The organism is Oscillospiraceae bacterium NTUH-002-81, from assembly GCA_032620915.1.
GTDB lineage: Bacteria > Bacillota > Clostridia > Lachnospirales > Lachnospiraceae > JAGTTR01.
In genome coordinates this window covers 686477-704889 of sequence record CP136052.1, presented here as the reverse complement: position 1 = coordinate 704889, position 18413 = coordinate 686477, and the positions used below count along the sequence as shown (strand labels likewise).

At 46.0% G+C, this 18413-nt stretch carries 20 protein-coding genes and 2 pseudogenes; 17 read left to right on the top strand and 5 right to left on the bottom strand.

Annotated features, from left to right (window positions below):
* Nucleotides 1–20: 20 nt before the first annotated feature.
* Together RJD28_03400 and RJD28_03395 are read left to right on the top strand one after the other, a co-directional pair.
* Nucleotides 21–704, top strand: a complete 684-nt coding sequence (locus RJD28_03400) for a response regulator transcription factor (GenBank protein WNV58590.1) — start codon at nt 21–23, stop codon at nt 702–704.
* Nucleotides 701–1748: pseudogene (locus RJD28_03395) on the top strand (sensor histidine kinase). Before RJD28_03400 ends, RJD28_03395 begins: the two are co-directional and overlap by 4 nt.
* Nucleotides 1749–1868: 120 nt before the next feature.
* Here the strand turns inward: RJD28_03395 and RJD28_03390 are convergent.
* Nucleotides 1869–3044 carry an IS110 family transposase gene (locus tag RJD28_03390; protein WNV58589.1) on the bottom strand — a complete coding sequence of 392 codons (1176 nt, stop codon included), beginning with the start codon at nt 3042–3044 and terminating at the stop codon, nt 1869–1871.
* 286 nt (nt 3045–3330) lie between these two features.
* Between RJD28_03390 and RJD28_03385 the strand changes: the two genes are divergently transcribed.
* Nucleotides 3331–3828 carry a hypothetical protein gene (locus RJD28_03385; GenBank protein ID WNV58588.1) on the top strand — a complete coding sequence of 166 codons (498 nt, stop codon included), beginning with the start codon at nt 3331–3333 and terminating at the stop codon, nt 3826–3828.
* Nucleotides 3829–4075: 247 nt separating this feature from the next.
* Nucleotides 4076–4426, top strand: coding sequence for a response regulator transcription factor (locus RJD28_03380; GenBank protein ID WNV58587.1), 351 nt, complete (start codon nt 4076–4078; stop codon nt 4424–4426).
* A 16-nt stretch (nt 4427–4442) separates the two neighbouring features.
* Here the strand turns inward: RJD28_03380 and RJD28_03375 are convergent, their stop codons facing one another.
* Nucleotides 4443–5483: a DUF6076 domain-containing protein gene (locus RJD28_03375; protein WNV58586.1), complete on the bottom strand. Its 1041-nt coding sequence runs from the start codon at nt 5481–5483 to the stop codon at nt 4443–4445.
* A gap of 323 nt (nt 5484–5806) precedes the next feature.
* Between RJD28_03375 and RJD28_03370 the strand changes: the two genes are divergently transcribed.
* Together RJD28_03370 and RJD28_03365 are read left to right on the top strand one after the other, a co-directional pair.
* Nucleotides 5807–6031 (top strand): helix-turn-helix domain-containing protein, encoded by a 225-nt coding sequence (locus tag RJD28_03370; protein ID WNV58585.1) that lies wholly within the window; start codon nt 5807–5809, stop codon nt 6029–6031.
* Between the two features lie 146 nt (nt 6032–6177).
* Nucleotides 6178–6369 carry a hypothetical protein gene (locus RJD28_03365; GenBank protein WNV58584.1) on the top strand — a complete coding sequence of 64 codons (192 nt, stop codon included), beginning with the start codon at nt 6178–6180 and terminating at the stop codon, nt 6367–6369.
* 453 nt (nt 6370–6822) lie between these two features.
* Here RJD28_03365 and RJD28_03360 read toward each other — a convergent pair whose 3' ends face one another.
* Both RJD28_03360 and RJD28_03355 read right to left on the bottom strand, forming a co-directional pair.
* Nucleotides 6823–7017: a hypothetical protein gene (locus RJD28_03360; protein WNV58583.1), complete on the bottom strand. Its 195-nt coding sequence runs from the start codon at nt 7015–7017 to the stop codon at nt 6823–6825.
* A 230-nt stretch (nt 7018–7247) separates the two neighbouring features.
* Nucleotides 7248–8234, bottom strand: coding sequence for a transposase (locus tag RJD28_03355; GenBank protein WNV58582.1), 987 nt, complete (start codon nt 8232–8234; stop codon nt 7248–7250).
* A 117-nt stretch (nt 8235–8351) separates the two neighbouring features.
* Between RJD28_03355 and RJD28_03350 the strand changes: the two genes are divergently transcribed.
* The 7 genes from RJD28_03350 (at nt 8352) to RJD28_03320 (ending at nt 15440) form a co-directional block, all read left to right on the top strand.
* Complete coding sequence (locus RJD28_03350) at nt 8352–8669, top strand: DUF3847 domain-containing protein (protein WNV58581.1); 318 nt, start codon at nt 8352–8354, stop codon at nt 8667–8669.
* A 2-nt stretch (nt 8670–8671) separates the two neighbouring features.
* The gene (gene mobQ, locus RJD28_03345; protein ID WNV59551.1) at nt 8672–10144 is read left to right on the top strand and encodes a MobQ family relaxase; all 1473 of its coding nucleotides are present in this window, start codon (nt 8672–8674) and stop codon (nt 10142–10144) included.
* Between the two features lie 19 nt (nt 10145–10163).
* Complete coding sequence (locus tag RJD28_03340) at nt 10164–12041, top strand: AAA family ATPase (protein WNV58580.1); 1878 nt, start codon at nt 10164–10166, stop codon at nt 12039–12041.
* A gap of 146 nt (nt 12042–12187) precedes the next feature.
* Entirely contained in the window at nt 12188–12373 is a 186-nt protein-coding gene (locus tag RJD28_03335) for a hypothetical protein (GenBank protein ID WNV58579.1), read from the top strand.
* 107 nt (nt 12374–12480) lie between these two features.
* The gene (locus RJD28_03330; GenBank protein ID WNV58578.1) at nt 12481–14103 is read left to right on the top strand and encodes a recombinase family protein; all 1623 of its coding nucleotides are present in this window, start codon (nt 12481–12483) and stop codon (nt 14101–14103) included.
* Nucleotides 14104–14229: 126 nt separating this feature from the next.
* On the top strand, nt 14230–14838 hold the full coding sequence (locus tag RJD28_03325) for an XRE family transcriptional regulator (protein WNV58577.1): 609 nt from the start codon (nt 14230–14232) through the stop codon (nt 14836–14838).
* Nucleotides 14835–15440: an alpha/beta hydrolase gene (locus RJD28_03320; GenBank protein WNV58576.1), complete on the top strand. Its 606-nt coding sequence runs from the start codon at nt 14835–14837 to the stop codon at nt 15438–15440. The genes RJD28_03325 and RJD28_03320 overlap by 4 nt, the downstream gene beginning before the upstream one ends.
* Nucleotides 15441–15511: 71 nt before the next feature.
* On the opposite strand, the gene RJD28_03315 is transcribed toward RJD28_03320, so the two are convergent.
* Nucleotides 15512–16333 (bottom strand): helix-turn-helix transcriptional regulator, encoded by an 822-nt coding sequence (locus RJD28_03315; protein ID WNV58575.1) that lies wholly within the window; start codon nt 16331–16333, stop codon nt 15512–15514.
* Nucleotides 16334–16867: 534 nt separating this feature from the next.
* Here RJD28_03315 and RJD28_03310 point away from each other — a divergent pair.
* The 4 genes and pseudogenes from RJD28_03310 to RJD28_03295 all read left to right on the top strand — a co-directional run bounded on the left by RJD28_03310 (nt 16868) and on the right by RJD28_03295 (nt 17954).
* Complete coding sequence (locus RJD28_03310; GenBank protein ID WNV58574.1) at nt 16868–17059, top strand: hypothetical protein; 192 nt, start codon at nt 16868–16870, stop codon at nt 17057–17059.
* On the top strand, nt 17060–17398 hold the full coding sequence (locus tag RJD28_03305) for a DeoR family transcriptional regulator (protein WNV58573.1): 339 nt from the start codon (nt 17060–17062) through the stop codon (nt 17396–17398).
* Nucleotides 17395–17694, top strand: coding sequence for a DUF3847 domain-containing protein (locus RJD28_03300; GenBank protein ID WNV58572.1), 300 nt, complete (start codon nt 17395–17397; stop codon nt 17692–17694). Before RJD28_03305 ends, RJD28_03300 begins: the two co-directional genes overlap by 4 nt.
* A 2-nt stretch (nt 17695–17696) precedes the next feature.
* A pseudogene (locus RJD28_03295) lies at nt 17697–17954 on the top strand (transposon-transfer assisting family protein).
* Nucleotides 17955–18413: the final 459 nt, after the last annotated feature.

The window sequence follows — 18413 nt, the reverse complement described above, 5'->3', positions numbered from 1 at the left end:
CGTGAAAGGAGGTGGTCGTATTGGCACGAATTATGGTAGTTGAAGATGATGTTTATATGCGGGAAGAACTGACGGATTTATTGAGAAAGTCGGGGTATGAAACAGTTGCGTTATTTGATTTTGAAAACGCAATATCGGAAATTGCAGAGTATTCCCCCGATTTGGTTTTGCTCGACATAAATCTTCCATTTCATTCCGGCTTTGAAATCTGCAAAGAATTAAAAGCAAAGCAGATTGGAACAGCGTTGGTATTGACAGCAAGAGATAAATTGCAGGACGAACTTCACGCATTAGGATTGGGAGCTGACGACTACTTAACAAAGCCGTGTAATATGGAGCGCCTGCTTGCCCGCATTAAAAATTTATTACGACGCAAAGAGGAACAGATACGGCAAGGTTTACTGGACGGGAACGGATTTTTACTTGACCCAAACACCTTTACAATCTATGTGGGAAAGAGTTCTTCCCTCATGCCACCCAATGAGGGAAAAATATTGCTTGCGCTTTTGAAGAAAAGCCCTAATCTTGTTACCAAACATGAGCTGTGCAACGTGCTTTGGGGAACGGAAGAATACATTGACGAAAATGCGCTGCAAGTAACCTTTACGCGATTGAGGAAAACGCTCCGTGAATTTGGTCTTGAAGATCGGATAGAAACAGTACGCGGGCAAGGCTACCGCTTGAAAGAGCAGGTGCGATTATGAAGAAGCTAAAAATACTTTTAACATATATTTCCTCTAATCGTGTATGGATTATTACACTTGCCTGTTTGGACTTGTTCTTTATATTCCTTGCTTGGCTGGCTAATCCCGATTATTTTATCAACTATGTTGCATTGATAATTTTTGTATCATTTGCCGCACTTGCTATTCCTCTTGCTATATCAATCAGAAAACGCAACAGGGCAGACGTTATTTTTCGGCGTTTTCTATTGGAGCCGGACGATACCAACGAATACTTACTGTGTGAAGCTGTTCCCGCAGTATTACGCCCTTATATCTGTGAATTGGGGCAGCATTTGAGGACGCAGCAGGAATATATCAACGAACAGAAAATTACAGTTACAGATTATGAACACTACATTGAAAATTGGGTACATGAAATCAAAAAACCGCTATCCCTTATGACCTTGCTACTGGACAATCGAAAAGATGAAATGTCCCCTTTGGTTCATACCCGTATGCTGTATGTACGCGACCATACCCGACAGGATATAGAACAAATTCTATACTTTTCAAGGCTTGGAGCTACTCATAAGGATTACTTTTTTGAGCCGCTTTCAATTCTTGAAACTTGTCGTGAAGCAGTTGAAGATAATTTAACGCTTCTTGAAGAAGCCGGATTTTCTGTTGAATATACCGAAAACGATTATCAAGTGATTTCTGACAAAAAAAGGTTTGATGTTTATTTTAGGACAGATAATCAGCAATAGTGTGAAATATGCGGGGAACAATCCTGCTCCCCGGCTTCTCTTTTCCATTGCTGATAGTGCGGATAGTGAACAGATTTCTTTATCTATTAAAGACAACGGCACAAGCATACCGTTGTCTGACTTACCCTTTGTTTTCGACAAGGGGTTTACTGGAGATACGGGCAGTTACCTTAGTCGTTCTACGGGTATGGGATTATACCTTGTTCAGAAAATGGCAACTGACCTGTCTATCACGGTGGAGCTAAAAAACAATTCTTACGGTGGAACAACCGTAACCTTGACGTTCCCGAAAGTGGATCGTCCATTTGGGAGGTGACAAACTATAAACAGTCAAGTGTTTTTTTGGAATTTTATGGTTTATAAAAAAGGGTAACCTTAATAAACCATCTGAAAATAGCGTATTTCAGATGGAGGGTGTTAACTTATGAACATGAGCTCATCGAAGTTTCTTTGGGTCAAAGTCGATATCTTGACTCTCCAATGCATAGATGACTCTGACAAGCTTCTTAGCTACATGAGTGATAGCAACCCGGTGAGGCTTGTTCTCTGAACGTTTTCTGGCATAGTATGTAGCAAATGTCACATCAAACCGTATCAACGGCAGACAGCAGTTGATAAGCACATATCGTAGCTGTGAGGAACCGTGTTTTACCATCTTGCCATTATATGCTTCAGTTCCTGACTCATGTACGCTGGGTTCTATTCCGGCAAAAGCAAGCATCTGGTTAGGACTGGAGAAGTTTGAAATATCACCATATTCAGCGTAAATGATAGCAGCGGATATAGGACCGATACCTGGAATGGACATATAGTGTGGATGCACTTCATCTACCAGTCTGTTGATTTCGCTTTCTAATGTTTTGATTTCATCTACAAGGGACTTGTATAAGGTCAGCAGACTATTAAGTTCTACATCGAAGATAGAGTTGTTTACACCGACTGTATTAGCGGCAAGTTCTTTCAAGCGAATAAACTGCTGGGGAGAAAATTTTCCTCTGGAAATGGATCGAAGTTTCTCATAGGATGCGGAATTCATTCTTGCTATCTTTTCAGCGGAGCCGTAGTTTTCAAGGAGGTATAAGGCAGTTTTAGATAAACGCTCATGGAAGAACGGTTTGAACTCTGGAAAGGTGTGGTCAAGAACGTTTGTAATTTTAACAAGATAAAAAGAACGCTGGCGAACCAGCCTGTCCCGTAAACGAGTTAATGACTTTAAGGAATAAGCGTGGTAAAATCCTTTTGAATGGGGTTTGTATTCAACAGTCATTAACCAACGGGCTATTAACTCGCAGTCGATAGAATCGGTTTTGGTGCGTCGGAGAGTCTGAGACTTCTTGAAATCCTTGATTAAAACTGGATTAATTTCCATGAAGCTGTGGTTGGCATTTTCAAGGAAGAGTTCAAGATTGAGGGCATAATGGGCAGTTGATTCAAACCCTATTTTTATATCCTCAGGAGTGGAGAGTGAATTTAAGATAAGATTTAGTTGTTCAAAACCGGACTTATCATTTTTGAAAGTAAACTTTGAAACAACTTTCTGGTTGGCTGCTGATATGATGCAACAGTCGTGCTTGTACTTGGAAATATCGATTCCAACAAAGTACATGGTCATAGAAATAAGCCTCCTTATAAGATATTTAGCACTGCTGTCTTCCACAGAGAATTCGGCTGCGTAATCACGTAAATACAAACGTCATGCGTTAACAAACTAATTACCAGTAGTAGACGAAAAGCTGTGGTCTGAGTCACCTCGGAACAGTCAAAGCCGTAATGAAATAGGTACAGATCCACAGTGCTGTAATTATTATAATGGAGTATTCAATAAAGCCCAAGAGATTGGGAGAAAGGGGAATAATCCATTACCCTCAAAAGAGGATAATTGGATTATACGTAATGAAATGCAGTTACAAAACGAAACAATAAAAGAGCGCACGCCAATAAAAGGCTTGCTCATTGATTGGTTGATTATATTTGGAACATATCTTTTTATCCGTGTATTCTTCGCCCTCTTTGGGCTTCATCAGAATATTGTCCTTTTGGGCTGTTGCCTTGCGATATTGCCATATCTTTTGGGGGCAGTATATTTACAGAAATCCCACAAGCAATGTCCATTATGGCTTTCTGCATTGGCTATTTTAATACCGTCCATTGTTGAAAAGGTAGCGATATATTTATTTGGTGCGTACTTATACAATTTAAGCCCGATAAATGTTTTAGGAGTTATGGAAGCGATTAAGAGTAACGCGCCATACACAAACCTCATTAAAAATCAATCAGCACAGAATTTAATCAATCTATCATATTTTAATTGGACATACATTCTATGCAGTATAGCTATTTCTGTTTTGGTTATCTTGCTTTTACATCAGACAAAACAGAAAAGTAATAAAGGATAAAGAGAACTTTTTGAAATTGACATAGTATGAAGCATCTGCCACTCGACAGCAAAAGAAAAAAAAGCCGTCGTACAGCAGATATAAAGAGTTAATTGTGAGGTGAAAATATGGGAAATTAGCTGTATTTGATATATCTGAATCCGGCAGAGCGATTGGAGAAAAGTTGATACTTCTGCTTGATGAAAGGCAACAGGAGGAGCTTGCACAGTATCTTCTTGAAAGGACAACGAAAACAAGAACTGAAACTATGTGTTTTCACTTAAAGCACAACTGGAAGCAAGACAGTCCGCTTACGGAATTTCAAGAGGGCGATTTATACATCTGTCTGGAATACAGGCGTGTGATTGTTCATGAGCAGGAAATCGCCCTGACTATAAAAGAGTTCGACATCCTGCTTCTGCTCATTATGAACCCGAACCGGGTATTTACCTATGAGGTTATCATGGATTTGGTTTGGAACGAAGATTACACCTACTATTCCCGGAAAGCCATCAATAACCATGTATGCAATCTGCGGAAAAAGTTAAAGACAGAACCGGGCGATCCTGATTATATCAAAAGCGTTACCGGTATCGGATATAAATTTGCACTGCCATAAAGCTGACAAACATTTTTTAATAATCTGTCAGCTCCACAATTACATTACTCTGCTGATACAGCCAGTCCGTAAATTCTTTCGGGCTGGCTGTTCCTGTTTTTACAGCCTTTTTTCTCTGCAATGCTTCTTTCTTGAAGTCAGCAAAGGTAGCTTGTATTTTTTCCAGACGGTCAGCTGGAAAGCCGTTGGTATTCTTTGCCCGGTTGATTTTGTTGCGCCAGTTCTGGCACTCATTTTTATAAAGTAAATCATAGTTATTTTCTCTGGCTCGTTCGTCAAACTCCCGCTTGTTTTGAAGTGCCTGCGCCTTGCGGCATTTGTCGCTGCACAGCTCATACCGCTGGCTCTTTGCCAGAAAATATTTTCCGCAGACCTTACACTGCCGGAAGCATAGCCCCCAATCATTCAGTCGGTTCAGGTAATAGGTTATAAGCGGATAGAGGGACGCATAGGCAGACACACATTCTTCTGTGCGCCGGTTTTCCGGGAACCAGAGGTCAAGCCGGGTATCTTCGGACGGTGCGCCTTTGAAATAAAGGCTGCCAGCCTGAAAGCGTTTCGGTTTTCCTGTCTCCTTATCAAAGCTCATGGCTCCATCATGGAATACCCCGGTCAGGCTGCTCATTTTATCCATGAAGCGGTCACAGGCAGCGTTACGGTCACGGGGTTCTCTGGCAAGCAGATAACTGTTCCAGATACGGAACGCCACATACATTTTCAGAGGTTCATTGCTAAGATATTTCTTCCAGAGAAATTCGCTTGCCGCCTGTTCCAGCTCCGGCTGTTTCCATCGGTTGGAATGGAGGGCTTGACGCAGCGGAGAAAGCCCATATAAGTTCCATTCCCTGTCCGTGTCCTGCTCAAAATTTATCAGAAAAGTTCCCAGCGGGCGTGTCATATCACAAAGCACCTCTGCACTTTTGCTCCCGTCCAGCCGGAAGCGAATCTGCTGTTCTTCCCCAATCAAAATCCGTTCTTTCATTTTCTTTTTGTCCAGCGTCAGGACAAACAAAATCCTCTCAAAACACGGTTCATGCCGCACAAACTGGTTTTCCATTCTTATCCCCTGCCTTTGCTTATGGTAATTATATAATTCAATCATATCCGTTACACTCATGGTATCGCAGAAGTATTGTTTTGTCAAGGTTAGTTCGCTATGATGATTGCAGTTGGTAATTTCGTACTAAACAGTACCTTGACAAGTGAATGACCGTCCAAAAGGGATATGACCGGCAGGAGAAGTGACGCATCCAGCGCACCAATGCCGGGAAACGCCACAGGAATGGGGCAGTTACAGAGATGTAGCTTTTAGGATAACGGCTTTTGGGGAGAACGGCAGCAGGAAGCATTTTAACTTATTTGATTTATGGGAGGAACAGAATGAACGATAAAAAAAGATTGAGCAGCTATGACGATTTACCGCTGGTTCTGGATGTGGCAGACATCCAGCGGATTATGGGAATTTCAAGAGTGAGCGCATATGAGCTGGTACACACCCCCGGCTTCCCAGCGTTCCGCAGGGGCAGACTTATCAAGGTCAGCAAGATTGCTTTTTTTGAATGGATGGCAAAAGGCTCCGAGACCGTACCGAAAAGCAACAAATAAATGGAAAGTATCATTTCCTATCTGCAATACTGCCGCCTTTCCCAAAGGCGCATACAGAGGGAAAAAACCTTGAAAATGATACCGAAACGCTACACCAAACCCGCCTATCTGCGTACAGCGGATAGAAACGGAGAAAGGAGCCGGTTATGGCGAGAATGAGCAACAAGCGGCGGCTGGAATGGTCTTTCTTCTTAAATGACCGCACCCGTATCACTTACAACGAACTGTGCCGGAAATGCCAGCACCAATGTAAACAGAGCTTCCGGGTGGTTGTGGTTGACTGCCCGAAGTATCTTTCCAAGCGTTCAGCGAGAAAGGCTGACCGGGAAAAGGATTGATTTTTTGCAGGGGAAGCGCAGGAAGCCAAAAATCCCTTAGGAACTAAGGGCGCACTTCTATACAGGTCTTTCAGACCCGTATCGTGCGTCCTGCGGAGCTGCTTCCCTGACCGCCAGCTTTTGCAGTCAGAGGAAGTCTGCGTTCGCTTCGCTCCGACAAGGTGGCTCTCTCGTCTGCCGACTCGGTCGGCGCTTCAAAGCGCTTCGCACTTTGAGGTCTCCACTGGAGACCCGCGCTCCCTTGCGCCGCTAAAGCGGCTATCCCCTGTGTACCCGCCGAAAAGAGAAATCCGCTTTGCGTCTTTCCCTTTTCATCGGGTTTTATAGAAGTACCGACACACTGACCGTCTGCGGATGGTCTTTCTTTACTTTATAGGAAAGTTCTCCTTTCGGAGAACTTGGGGACTAAAATAGCCCGCTCAAAAGCGGGCATAGTGAATCAGACGGTTTGGATTAAAAGATGTAAAAGCCCTCTTCACCAAAATCGTCATCATCAAGGTTATCAAATTCATGTAAGAAATAATCCATATCCAGAAGTTCGTCGTCACTCATGTCATGGACTTCTTTAGAAGTCATACCTTCCGGTGGATTTTTAATGTACTGTTCCCTTAGTTCCTTTGCGAGTTCTGCTTCTGTTATACGTTTCATAGTGTGGCCTCCGTTCTTAAGATATATTGAGTTTATCATGAGAAAAGAGGTTTTGGAAGATATGAAAACGAGGCAGGCGAACGACATCTATGTTTTTGCATAGCCTTTTCGTATAATTCATGCAAAGGAACAGGATTATGATTAAAATATAGTTCTAAAAATAGCATGGTTTTTCCACAGTTCGGACATTTTAAAGGATCGTAACCAAAAGAATGTAAGATTGAATCACGTCACCTATTGAGTGAAAGAAAAAAGTTATGTTTTTCTCTGGAAATGGCTTTTCGTAAAAAATTGTCAGAATTACGGTGACGAGCGTAAATACCATAATAGCGAATCATTTTAAAATGTTTTTCAGGGATGTGTTGTGTTAAGCGGTCAATGAATTCCAAAACAGGAACAGTTTCTGTAATAAGTTTATTGTCTTCATGACGGTTGTAATGGAAGGTGACAAAATCACCATCGTAAGAATCAATGCGAGAAGTAGCAATAACAGGTCTGCCAAGATAACGACCGATATATTTGATAACCTGAGAAGGATTACACTTGTTAGGCATGGCGCGAACATAAAAACCATTTTTATCTTTTGCATAGATAGCAGATTTTACTTTTTTGAAAGCTGGACCTATTTTTTGATGGAGTTCATTTAAAAGAGCAGTTTGGAACGCATCACGTAAAAAATGATAGTTAAAATGTTTGAAGTGTCGCCAGGAAAGAGTATTACCAACACCACCTTCAGAAACAAGGCAGTGAATGTGAGGATTCCATTTTAAATCTCTGCCAAAGGTATGAAGGACGCAAATAAATCCAGGAGTAAATAATTCAGATTTATTTTCTTTATGGAACATACGAGAAATCACGCTGTTGACTGCCGAAAAAAGGCAGTTAAGAAGAGAACGGTCTTTAAGAAAAAAAGGCCGCAAAGAATCATCAATGGTAAAAACACAATGCCGATGTTGTACATCAATAATCTTAAAAGACATAGCAGTAGTTCTGTCAATGGAATACATGTTACCACAAGTTGGACAGAAGCGAGAATGACAACGAAAAGCAGTAAATTTGAAATTACCACAATTGGGACAAATATACATGGCGCCACCATAAGATGGATCGCCACAATGAATCATTTTTTCTACATTCTCAACAATAGCATCACGAGGATGTTGAAGATAAATCATTTCTTCATAATGTTCGATAAAAATTTTTTGTAAGATATTCATAAGACCATTATGAAGCAAAATGAAGCAAAAAGAAACCCCTATCCCTCATGATTGAGGGGCAGGGGGAGTTGAAGTGTCGAAGACACTATTTTTATCTGAAAGAAAGGATGTGAGAACATGGGAAAATCTTTAGAACAGTTAAAAAGAGAATATGAAAAAACCACCGTCCTGCTGGAACAGGAAAAACGGAAAATGCAGCGTTTGAAAAACCGGCAGGCATATCTGGAAAGCGGCTCCCGGAAACAGCGGACGCACCGGCTGATTACCCACGGGGCAGCCATTGAGAGCATTGTGCCACAGACAAAGGAGCTGACCGAAACAGAATTTTATTCCCTGATGGATAATCTCCTGCACCTGCCGCAATCGGTACAGCTCATCCAGTCCGCTATGGAGAGCCACAGCCGGAGTACAGCGCAGGAGAAAGGCGGTGACTAAGGATAGCACTTTATCATTTTTCAATCGACCAGATTAAACGAAGTGCCGGTCAGAGCGCCATTGCCAGCGCAGCCTACCGTTCCGGGGAACGTCTTTTCAGCAGCTACTATGGAGAGGTCAGCGACTACACGAGAAAAGGCGGTGTGATTGCTTGTGAAATCATGCTGCCGCCCCATGCCCCGGAAGAATATCTTGACCGGGCAGCCCTCTGGAACGCCGTGGAGAAATGTGAGAAGCACCCCAAAGCCCAGCTTGCCTATTCTTTTGACATTGCTATGCAGAATGAATTGACGATGGAAGAAAATATAGAGCTGGCGAGGAAGTTTGTGCAGGAGCAGTTTGTGGCAAATGGTATGATTGCCGACCTTGCCTTTCACACCCCGGACAAGGAAAAGGGCGGTATCCCCAACCCACATTTCCATGTAATGACAACCATGCGCCCCTTGAATCCTGATGGTACATGGGGACAGAAACAGCGGCGGGAATATATCCTTGATGAAGATGGAAACCGTGTCCGGGATAAGAACGGCGATTATGTGTTTAACGCTGTCCATACCACCGACTGGCACGAGCCGGAAACGCTGGAACGCTGGCGGGAAGCATGGAGCGTGTTATGCAATGGGAAATTTGAAGAAAAGGGGCTGGATGTGCGTATCGACCACCGCTCCTATGTGCGGCAGGGGGTTGACCTGATACCTACTGTCCATGAGGGAGCCAACGTCCGGCAGATGGAAGCAAAAGGCATCCGCACCGAGAAAGGGGAACTGAACCGCTGGATTAAAGCCACTAACCGGCTCATGCAGGATGTACGCAAGAAAATCAAAGCCCTGTTCGGCTGGATGGCAGAAGTAAAAGAAGAACTTTCCAAACCCCAGACACCCAGCCTTGCCGACCTGCTGATCGCTTATTATGATGAACGAAATGCTGGGGCATGGAGCAATAAAGCCAGAACCGGCAACCTAAAACAGTTTGCGGAAGCGGTCAATTATCTGACAGAAAACAAGCTGTTTACGCTGGAAGATTTGCAGGAACGTCTTTCCACTGTCAGCGGGGAATTTGAAACGCTGGGCGGCTCCATGAAAGAAAAATCCGCCCGGATGAAAGAATTAGAGGAATTGATACGGCAGGGTGAAAATTACCAGCGTCTAAAGCCTGTTCATACGGAACTGAACACTATCAAATTTAAGAAACAGAGGGAAAAATTTGAAGAAGCCCACGGCGCAGACCTGCGGCTGTTTTATGCCGCCCGCCGTATTCTGAAAGAAAAGCTGGATGGAGAACCCATTGCCCTGAAAGCATGGAAACAGGAATATGCACAATTAAAAGCAGAGTATGCCGGGCTGTCCCCACAGCACAAGCCGCTGCGGGAGGAAGTCATACGGCTTCGGCAGGTACAGAATGCTGTAGATACCGCACTGCGTCACAGAGAACAGCCAATGGACATACAGAGAAAGAAACACGAGATAGAATTATGATTTTGGAGGTGAGACGATTTTGTATTATTCGCAGGAACAGATAGACCGGGCAAATCAGACCAATATGGAAGATTTCTTACGGTCACAAGGAGAAACCCTCATACGCAGCGGAAAGGAATACCGCTGGAAATGCCATGACAGCCTGACAGTACGAGGAAATAAATGGTTCCGGCACAGCCAGAGCAGGGGCGGCTATCCGGTGGATTTTGTGATGGAGTTTTACGGCAAGTCATTCCCGGAAGCGGTGCAGCTGTTGACCGGCGAAGCAGGCGCAGGCAAGCCGGACGCTTGCCCCGCCCCATCGCCTGACTTCCGGCTCCCATTGCACAATACCACCAACACAAAAGCGATAAAATATCTGACAGAGGAACGAAAGATTGACCGGGGCATTGTCGATACCTTTGTTGCCGCCGGGGATATTTACGAGGACACCCACCATAATGTGGTGTTTGTAGGACGGGACAGCGGAACACAAGGTACACCCGGTATTCCCAGATATGCACACTGCCGGGGAACAGCCGATCAGTTCCGGCAGGATGTGAGCGGTTCGGATAAAGCCTGTAATTTCAGCTATCAAGGAGACAGCGACCAGCTCTTTGTCTTTGAAGCCCCGATTGATATGCTGTCCTTTATCTGCCTTTATCCCAAAGACTGGACGAAACGCAGCTATCTTTCGCTGGGCGGTGTGGCTGGAAAAGCATTGACGCATTTCCTTTCTGAACGCCCGGACATCCGCAGGATATTTCTGTGTCTGGATAATGACAATGCCGGGAACGAGGGCTGCACCCGCCTTTCTTCTGAACTGCCGGAGGACTTGACCGTCCTGCGTCTGCTCCCGGCTATGAAAGACTGGAATGAAGTGTTGCAGCACCGGGAGGAAATACCAAACCGCAAATATATAGTGGAGACAATCACACTGAAAGAACCGGCAGCGGAGCCGCCCGTTCCCATGATACGCATGAGCGAGGTGCAGGAGGTGGCGGTGGAATGGCTGTGGGAGCCGTACCTGCCTTTTGGGAAGCTGACAATTTTACAGGGCAACCCCGGCGAGGGCAAGACCTATTTTGCCATGCAGCTTGCGGCTGCCTGTACCAATCGCCGTACTCTCCCCAACATGGAACCGCTGGAGCCTTTCAACGTCATTTACCAGACCGCCGAGGACGGGCTGGGCGATACGGTAAAGCCACGGCTTCTGGAAGCTGGGGCAGACCTTGACCGGGTGATGGTCATTGACGATGGAGATAAGCCGCTGACACTTTCTGATAAAAGGCTTGAAAGGGCTATCCGGGAGAATCATGCAAGACTGCTGATTATCGACCCGGTGCAGGCGTTTTTAGGGGCTGATGTGGATATGAACCGGGCAAACGAGGTACGCCCCATTTTCCGAAAGCTGGGAGAAATCGCACAGGAAACAGGCTGTGCCATTATCCTGATCGGGCATCTGAACAAAGTCGCCGGAAGCCAGAGTACCTACCGGGGCTTAGGCTCCATCGACATCACAGCGGTTGTCCGCAGCCTGCTGTTTATCGGCAAAGTAAAGAATGACCCCACCACGAGGGTGCTGATACAGGAGAAAAGCTCCCTTGCCCCGCCGGGGAAGTCGCTGGCGTTCTCTTTAGGGGACGGCAACGGTTTTCAGTGGATAGGCGAATATGACATGACCGCAGATGAGCTGCTTGCCGGTGTGGAGCATACGGAAACCAAAGCGGAACAGGCGGAAAAGCTGATACTTGACCTGCTGGCAGACGGAAAGCAGATGTTAAGTGCAGATATAGACAAAGCGGCAGCCCAGCGTGGCATTTCTGCCCGGACAGTCCGAACCGCAAAGCAGAGTTTGGGAAACAAACTGATTTCCGAGCGGAGCAGTACACAATGGCTGCTGTCTCTGAAAGCATAATGAAGTGGCAAAGAACATCCAAGTGGCAGGATTTTTATAGATTGCCAGTATTGCCACTTCGCCACTTGAACTGAATATACAACTATTTTTTCATTCCGGCAGGGCTGCTCCCCGCCGGATAATCTATTTTATGGAGGTAACTGCCTATGGTAAAAAGCAAAAACGAGAGTAACAACGAAAACAGCGGCACCCTGCTTACCGATAAAGACGGCACCCAGTATTTTGTCATGGGGAAAGTACGAATCAAGGTATCGGAGCATTTCGCACAGGACGGGAAGCCGCTTGACAGCCTGCTGGAAGATGTGATTCAGCACGCTGCCGCCGCTTCCTGAAAAAATACGGAATCATGACTGTCAATCAGCCCACGCTTATGATATACTTGTACCAGCGAGTATTGTATAAGCGTGGGTTGTTTCTTTTTGAAGGAGGATTTTTAACCGTGAAACAACCATACAATACAACGATTTATAACACAGCACTTTATTTGAGACTGAGCCGTGACGATGAATTACAGGGCGAAAGCGGCAGCATCCAGACTCAGCGCATGATGTTACGGCAGTACGCCGCCGAGCATGGGCTGACCGTGGCAGACGAGTACATTGACGATGGATGGAGCGGAACGAATTTTGAGCGTCCCAGCTTCCAGAGAATGATTGATGACATCGAGGATGGGAAAATCAACTGCGTTGTCACAAAGGATTTATCCCGTCTGGGAAGAAACTACATCCTGACCGGACAGTACACGGACATCTATTTCCCCAGCAAGGGTGTACGCTACATTGCCATCAATGACAATGTGGACACGCTCAACGGAGAAAGCGAGCTTGCCCCGTTCTTGAACATCCTGAATGAGATGCACGCCCGCCAGACCAGCAAAAAGGTCAAGGCTGCCATGCACACAAGGTTTGCCAATGGCGCACACTATGGAGCCTATGCACCGCTGGGCTATGTGAAAGACCCGGACAAAAAAGGTCATCTTCTGATTGACCCGGAAACCCGCTGGATTGTGGAGAAGATTTTTGACCTTGCCGTACACGGACGGGGAGCTGCCAGCATTACAAGGATTCTGGTGGAAGAAAAAGTACCTACCCCCGGCTGGCTGAACTATGACAGGTACGGGACTTTTGCAAATATCTACGCCGGTGCGCCCGCAGAAAAAGCCTATGCGTGGACGATTGCACAGGTCAAGAGCATTTTGAAAGAGGAAACCTACATCGGTCACAGCGTCCACAACAAGCAGAGCAACATTTCATTCAAGAACAAGAAGAAAGTGCGGAAGCCGCAGGAAGAATGGTATCGTGTGGAGAATACCCACGAAGCCATCATTTCCGAGGAAGCGTTCCAAAAGGTGCAGGAGCTGATTGCCAGCAGACGCAGGAAACGCAGAAACGGTACGACACAGATTTTTGCAGGACTGATAAAATGTGCTGACTGCGGCTGGTCTTTAGCCTATGGGGAAAACAAACAGAATAAAAACCCTTACGGCTACTACCATTGCAGCAAGAACGGACAGGGACTGCGTCAATGCTCCATGCACTATATCCGCTATGATGTGCTGTATGCCTATGTGCTTACGAGACTGCAATACTGGTCTGTACTGGCACAGAAAGACGAGGACAAGCTGTTGAAACAGCTGCTCAATGCCAGCGACAAAGAACGAACCTTTGCGAAGAAAAAGCAGGCTGCGGAGCTGAAAAAGGCAGAGAAGCGCAAAGCCGAGGTTGACGGGCTGTTTGCTAAGATGTATGAGGACTGGTCTGCCGGACGCATTACCGAGTATAACTTCAATATGCTTTCCGAGAAGTACCAGAACGAGCAAAAAGAGCTTGAAACAAAAATCCGGCAGCTTCACGAAACAATGGAAGCCGCCGTACAGACCGCAACGGACGCTGAAAAGTGGATTGCCCTGATGAAGCAGTATGTCAACCCTGTGGAGCTGACCGCAGAACTTCTGAACACTCTGATTGAAAAGATAACCGTCCATGAAGCTGTCAAGGGTGAGGACGGAAGCCGTGAGCAGGAAGTAGAAATCTACTACCGCTTTATCGGCAAAATCGACTGACCTTTCTTTTTTACCCAACAATATCTTTAACTAAGGGAAACGGGACAATCGCTCCCTGATTTAGATTTTATAGCCCAGCTTAGCGACATTTTCAATGTATCCTCGGACTATCTTATTAAAGATGAAATGACCGAACCAGATGAGTTACCATATAAGAAGCGTAATTATCGTTTATCCGAAAGAAGCAAGCGTATTATTTTGGTAATCGTTTCTGCGGCAGCACTTGTTGCTGGTTGCGTATGCCTGATTTGCGACTATTTTACTTCGGACAGTTTATCATGGTCACTGATTGCCGCTGCTTCAATCATAGCCGCATGGCTTATGATACTTCCAAGCCTGATTTCCAGAACGAAAATCGTTTTGAAAACCTTAGTTACGGTCAGTGCCATCCCTATCCCATTACTGGCAATCTTGTCCTTGCTATTGAATAAGTCAGTTATATTCACTTTGGGCATTTGCATAACACTGATTACGATTGCTGCTATCTGGATAATATACTGGATTTTCCGCAAGTGTGCGAAAAATTTGTGGCGGGCATTTGGTTTTACCCTTCTGGTTTTGATACCAGTGCCGATTGCAATTACCCATATTTCAGCTTATTTTTTGCCACAAGTCCAGTTTGATTTTACGTCTGACATATTCAACAGCGGAATTACCCTTACACTCTCTCTTGTATGCTTCGGGATAGATTATTTGCTTTACCATAGGAAAGGGGATGTAACAGACAAAAAATGAAAACAGTTCTTTTACACGGATTGGGACAAACAGCGCAAGACTGGAAAGAGGTAGTGCGCCAGCTTTCAACTTCCAGTGTTGAATGCCCGGAACTTTTTTCTTCAACAGGAAATGAAATATCCTACTCCCGGATTTTAGCTGAACTGGAACAGCAGTATTCTAATACAACAGATCCGCTTTATATTTGTGGCCTATCGTTAGGGGCGCTACTCGCCCTCGATTTCACTATTCGTCATGGGGATAAAGTAGCTTCACTGGTCTTAGTTGGCGCACAATACAAAGTACCAACATTACTGATAGATTTTCAAAATCTCCTGTTCCGCTGTATGCCCGGCAAGAGTTTTGAAAACATGGGGCTATCAAAAATTGATACGATTAAGCTATCTCACTCAATGCGTTCATTGGATTTCACTCCGCAATTAAATAGGGTTACTTGTCCTGTCACTATTGTGTGCGGTGAAAAAGATAGCGCCAATCTAAAAGCGTCAAAGAAGTTAAATGAGTTACTTCCTCAAGCAACTTTGCAAATAGTCCCCGGTGCAGGGCATGAGATTAACAAAGATGCACCAGAAGTCATTGCTGACATACTCAATAATAATTGATGGAGAAACATAAAAATAATTAACTGTAAAGCTGCCGTTGCAGGAACACCCATTCCCACAACGGCAGTTTTTCATTTCCACGGCCTGCGCCGGAAGTTCATACCAGACTGTTTTATCAGCGGAGATTTCTTGAACAGCTTCTTCAAAAGGCTCTGTTCTTCTTGTGAGAGCCGCTTATATTTGAGCCGGAACGCCTTGCAGAATATCTCCGTGAATTGCTGAACCCTGTCCCCCGGCGATTGCATGGCTTTTTGCACTTCCCGTATCAGTTCATCGGCGGGCGTGGTATCTGGCGCACTTTCGCTGTCATTTTCGTGTGCCTTGCGTATGTCGTGAAGAATGACGTCCCATGTTTTGTGCGTCACATGGCAGAAGAAATCTTCTTCCTCTACCTGACCGGCTTCCAATACTTTGATTGCCCGGTCTGCCACCGCTTCGGGATGTGCTTCCAGTATCATAGCCCGCACAGCAGCCAGCGAGATGTTCATGTCATGGAAACGCATGGTTGCCATTCCGTCCACATAGATTTCTGCGTCTGCCAGCAGTTCCTTGAATTTTTCATGGGAAATAATCTCACACAGCAGCCGGTTGTTGAAGCGTTCACTTTTCAGCAGTTCCACGACTTCATCACTCAAATGCAGTTCTTCTATCGGCGTGTTTTCATATTTCCGGTTGTTGGTAAGGCCGAGCAGATAGTCAACGGACACTTTATAGAAGTCTGCCAGCTTCAACAGGCTGCCGTGATTGATTTCCTTGTATTCATCGTTGTCGTTTTCATAGCTGCCGAGGGCTGATTTTGAAATGCCGGTTTCCTGCGCCAGTTCTTCCAGATTTAAGCCCCGTTCCACCCGTAAATCTTTCAGGCGCTCCTGTACGGAAATGCGGGTTTTCATAGATACATCGCTCCTTCCTGCGGCTGGCTGCCGCCATCCATCTCATTATACCATACCTGTTCCGCAATCGTGGAAATTTTCGATTTCGGGGCGGTTTTCCTACTTTGTGGATATACGGGAGAAGGCTCAAAAATGTGCCATAATGGGCTTAGTTCATCGATGGATTATTCCAATCGAATGACCGGCCTGTATGGGATATGCTCCCCGGCGATGTAGCGCAACGACTTGCGGAAGGGAAATGGAGGAACCCTGACCGCAACGAGCGTACCAAAGGGAGCGAAACGCCGTTGTGAGAGCCAGGGGCAGGAACGACATCAGGGAGAACCGGCGAAAATGAACACCGAATTGATACTGAAACACAACAATCCGATAGGGCATAGTCTGCCCTATCCGTAATACTATGGGGGATTTCCGGGCGGCTCTATGGCCGCTTTTTCCTTGAAAATCGCCCCGAAACACGACACTAAAATCTGCTATCCGTCTATTGCGGCTGTTACGGCTGAAATGGGCGGATTTTTTGTTTAAGGAGGCACCATGCCGAGAATGCCGAAAAAGAGGAAGCTGGAACTGTCCTTCTTCCTCAATGAACGGGGGCGGGTAACGTACAACGACCTTTGCCGGAAATGCCAGCGCACTTGCAAACAGAGTTTCCGGGCGGTCATTGTGGACTGCCCCCATTATCTTTCCAAACGCTCAAAACGAAAAGCAAAGGAGGACACCGATTGAATGGAAGTTGAATTTATGACCGCAGACACCACCCTGCCGCCCTGTATGCCGCTGCCGAGAGCCATGCTGCGGCTCCCGATCAGCAGCACCGCCAAAGTCATGTACGCCCGGATGTTGGATATTGTTTTCCTGTCCGGCATAGAGGACGCCAACGGGATTTTATTTATCCATTTCCCCATCGTGGAACTGGCGGCGGCACTTGCCCGCAGCACCATGACCGTGAAGCGTTCCCTGAATGAATTGGAGGACGCTGGACTGATACTGCGAGTGCGTCAGGGCTTCGGGGAACCCAACAAAATATATGTACTCATTCCGGGGAAGGAGGACAGCCGCTTATGAATGAAAAGCTGGAAAAACTCAATCAGGAGATAGAGAAAACGGAAAAGAAGCTACGGAGGGCGCAGCATGAAGAAAAAATATTGGAACACCAGATAAAGACGTTGACACGGAAGGAACGAACGCACCGGCTTTGCACCAGAGCCGCCATGCTGGAAAGCTACCTTCCCCACCCGGAAGCCATCACGGATGAACAGGTCAGCGTATTTTTGAAGCTGCTGTTCCGTCAGGACAGCACCCGTCAGCTTATGGAAAAAGTATTCGCCGGAAACGGCACAGAGAAGGAGGGCGCAGAATGAAGATGAATTTTTCTAAAGACGAGTTGGCTATGGTCTATCAGTACGCCGCCGGTACGAAGGAAGAAACCCTTGCGGGGCTGAAAGAAATCGTGCCGGTTATCCGTGACCGGCAGACGAGGGAGATTGTGGAGAATACCATCCGAAAGCTGGACGCCATACCGGAGCCGGAGTGCCGCCGCTTTATCGCTGATACGAAGCAGCGTTTTATCCAGAAGCGGGACAATTCCATCCGGCGCAGGCTTGCCGAAGCCAAGGCACAGGCGAGGACGGAAAAGCCACATCCCAAGAGAAAAGAGCCAGACCGGGAACGGTCATAATTGCTTTCAGAGCCGCAGCCCGTGGACTGCCCCTCTGAAAGAGGGCGCAACTATACACCGGTCAAGCCGGTGCGTTGCGTCCTGCCGGAAGCCCCTTGCAGGGAGCAGATGATTTCCGCAGATTTTCAATCTGTTCCAATCATCGCAGGGGAAGCTACACTTCCCCTGCGCTGGCTGCCGCCAGCTACCCCTTTGTGGACTTGCCGCCCGGAAACACCTTGCGCTGCAAGCTGTTCCCGTCCAGCAAGTTTACAATTCATCTATTCCCAAAGGATGCTGGTCATAGTATAATAAAATTAAAGACAGATAGGTTTTTATGCTGTTGTCAAAGGATTTTGACACACATTATAAGTGATGTAAAAGCCGTTTGGTAGACGATATAGGGTGTTTTCCCTACAATGA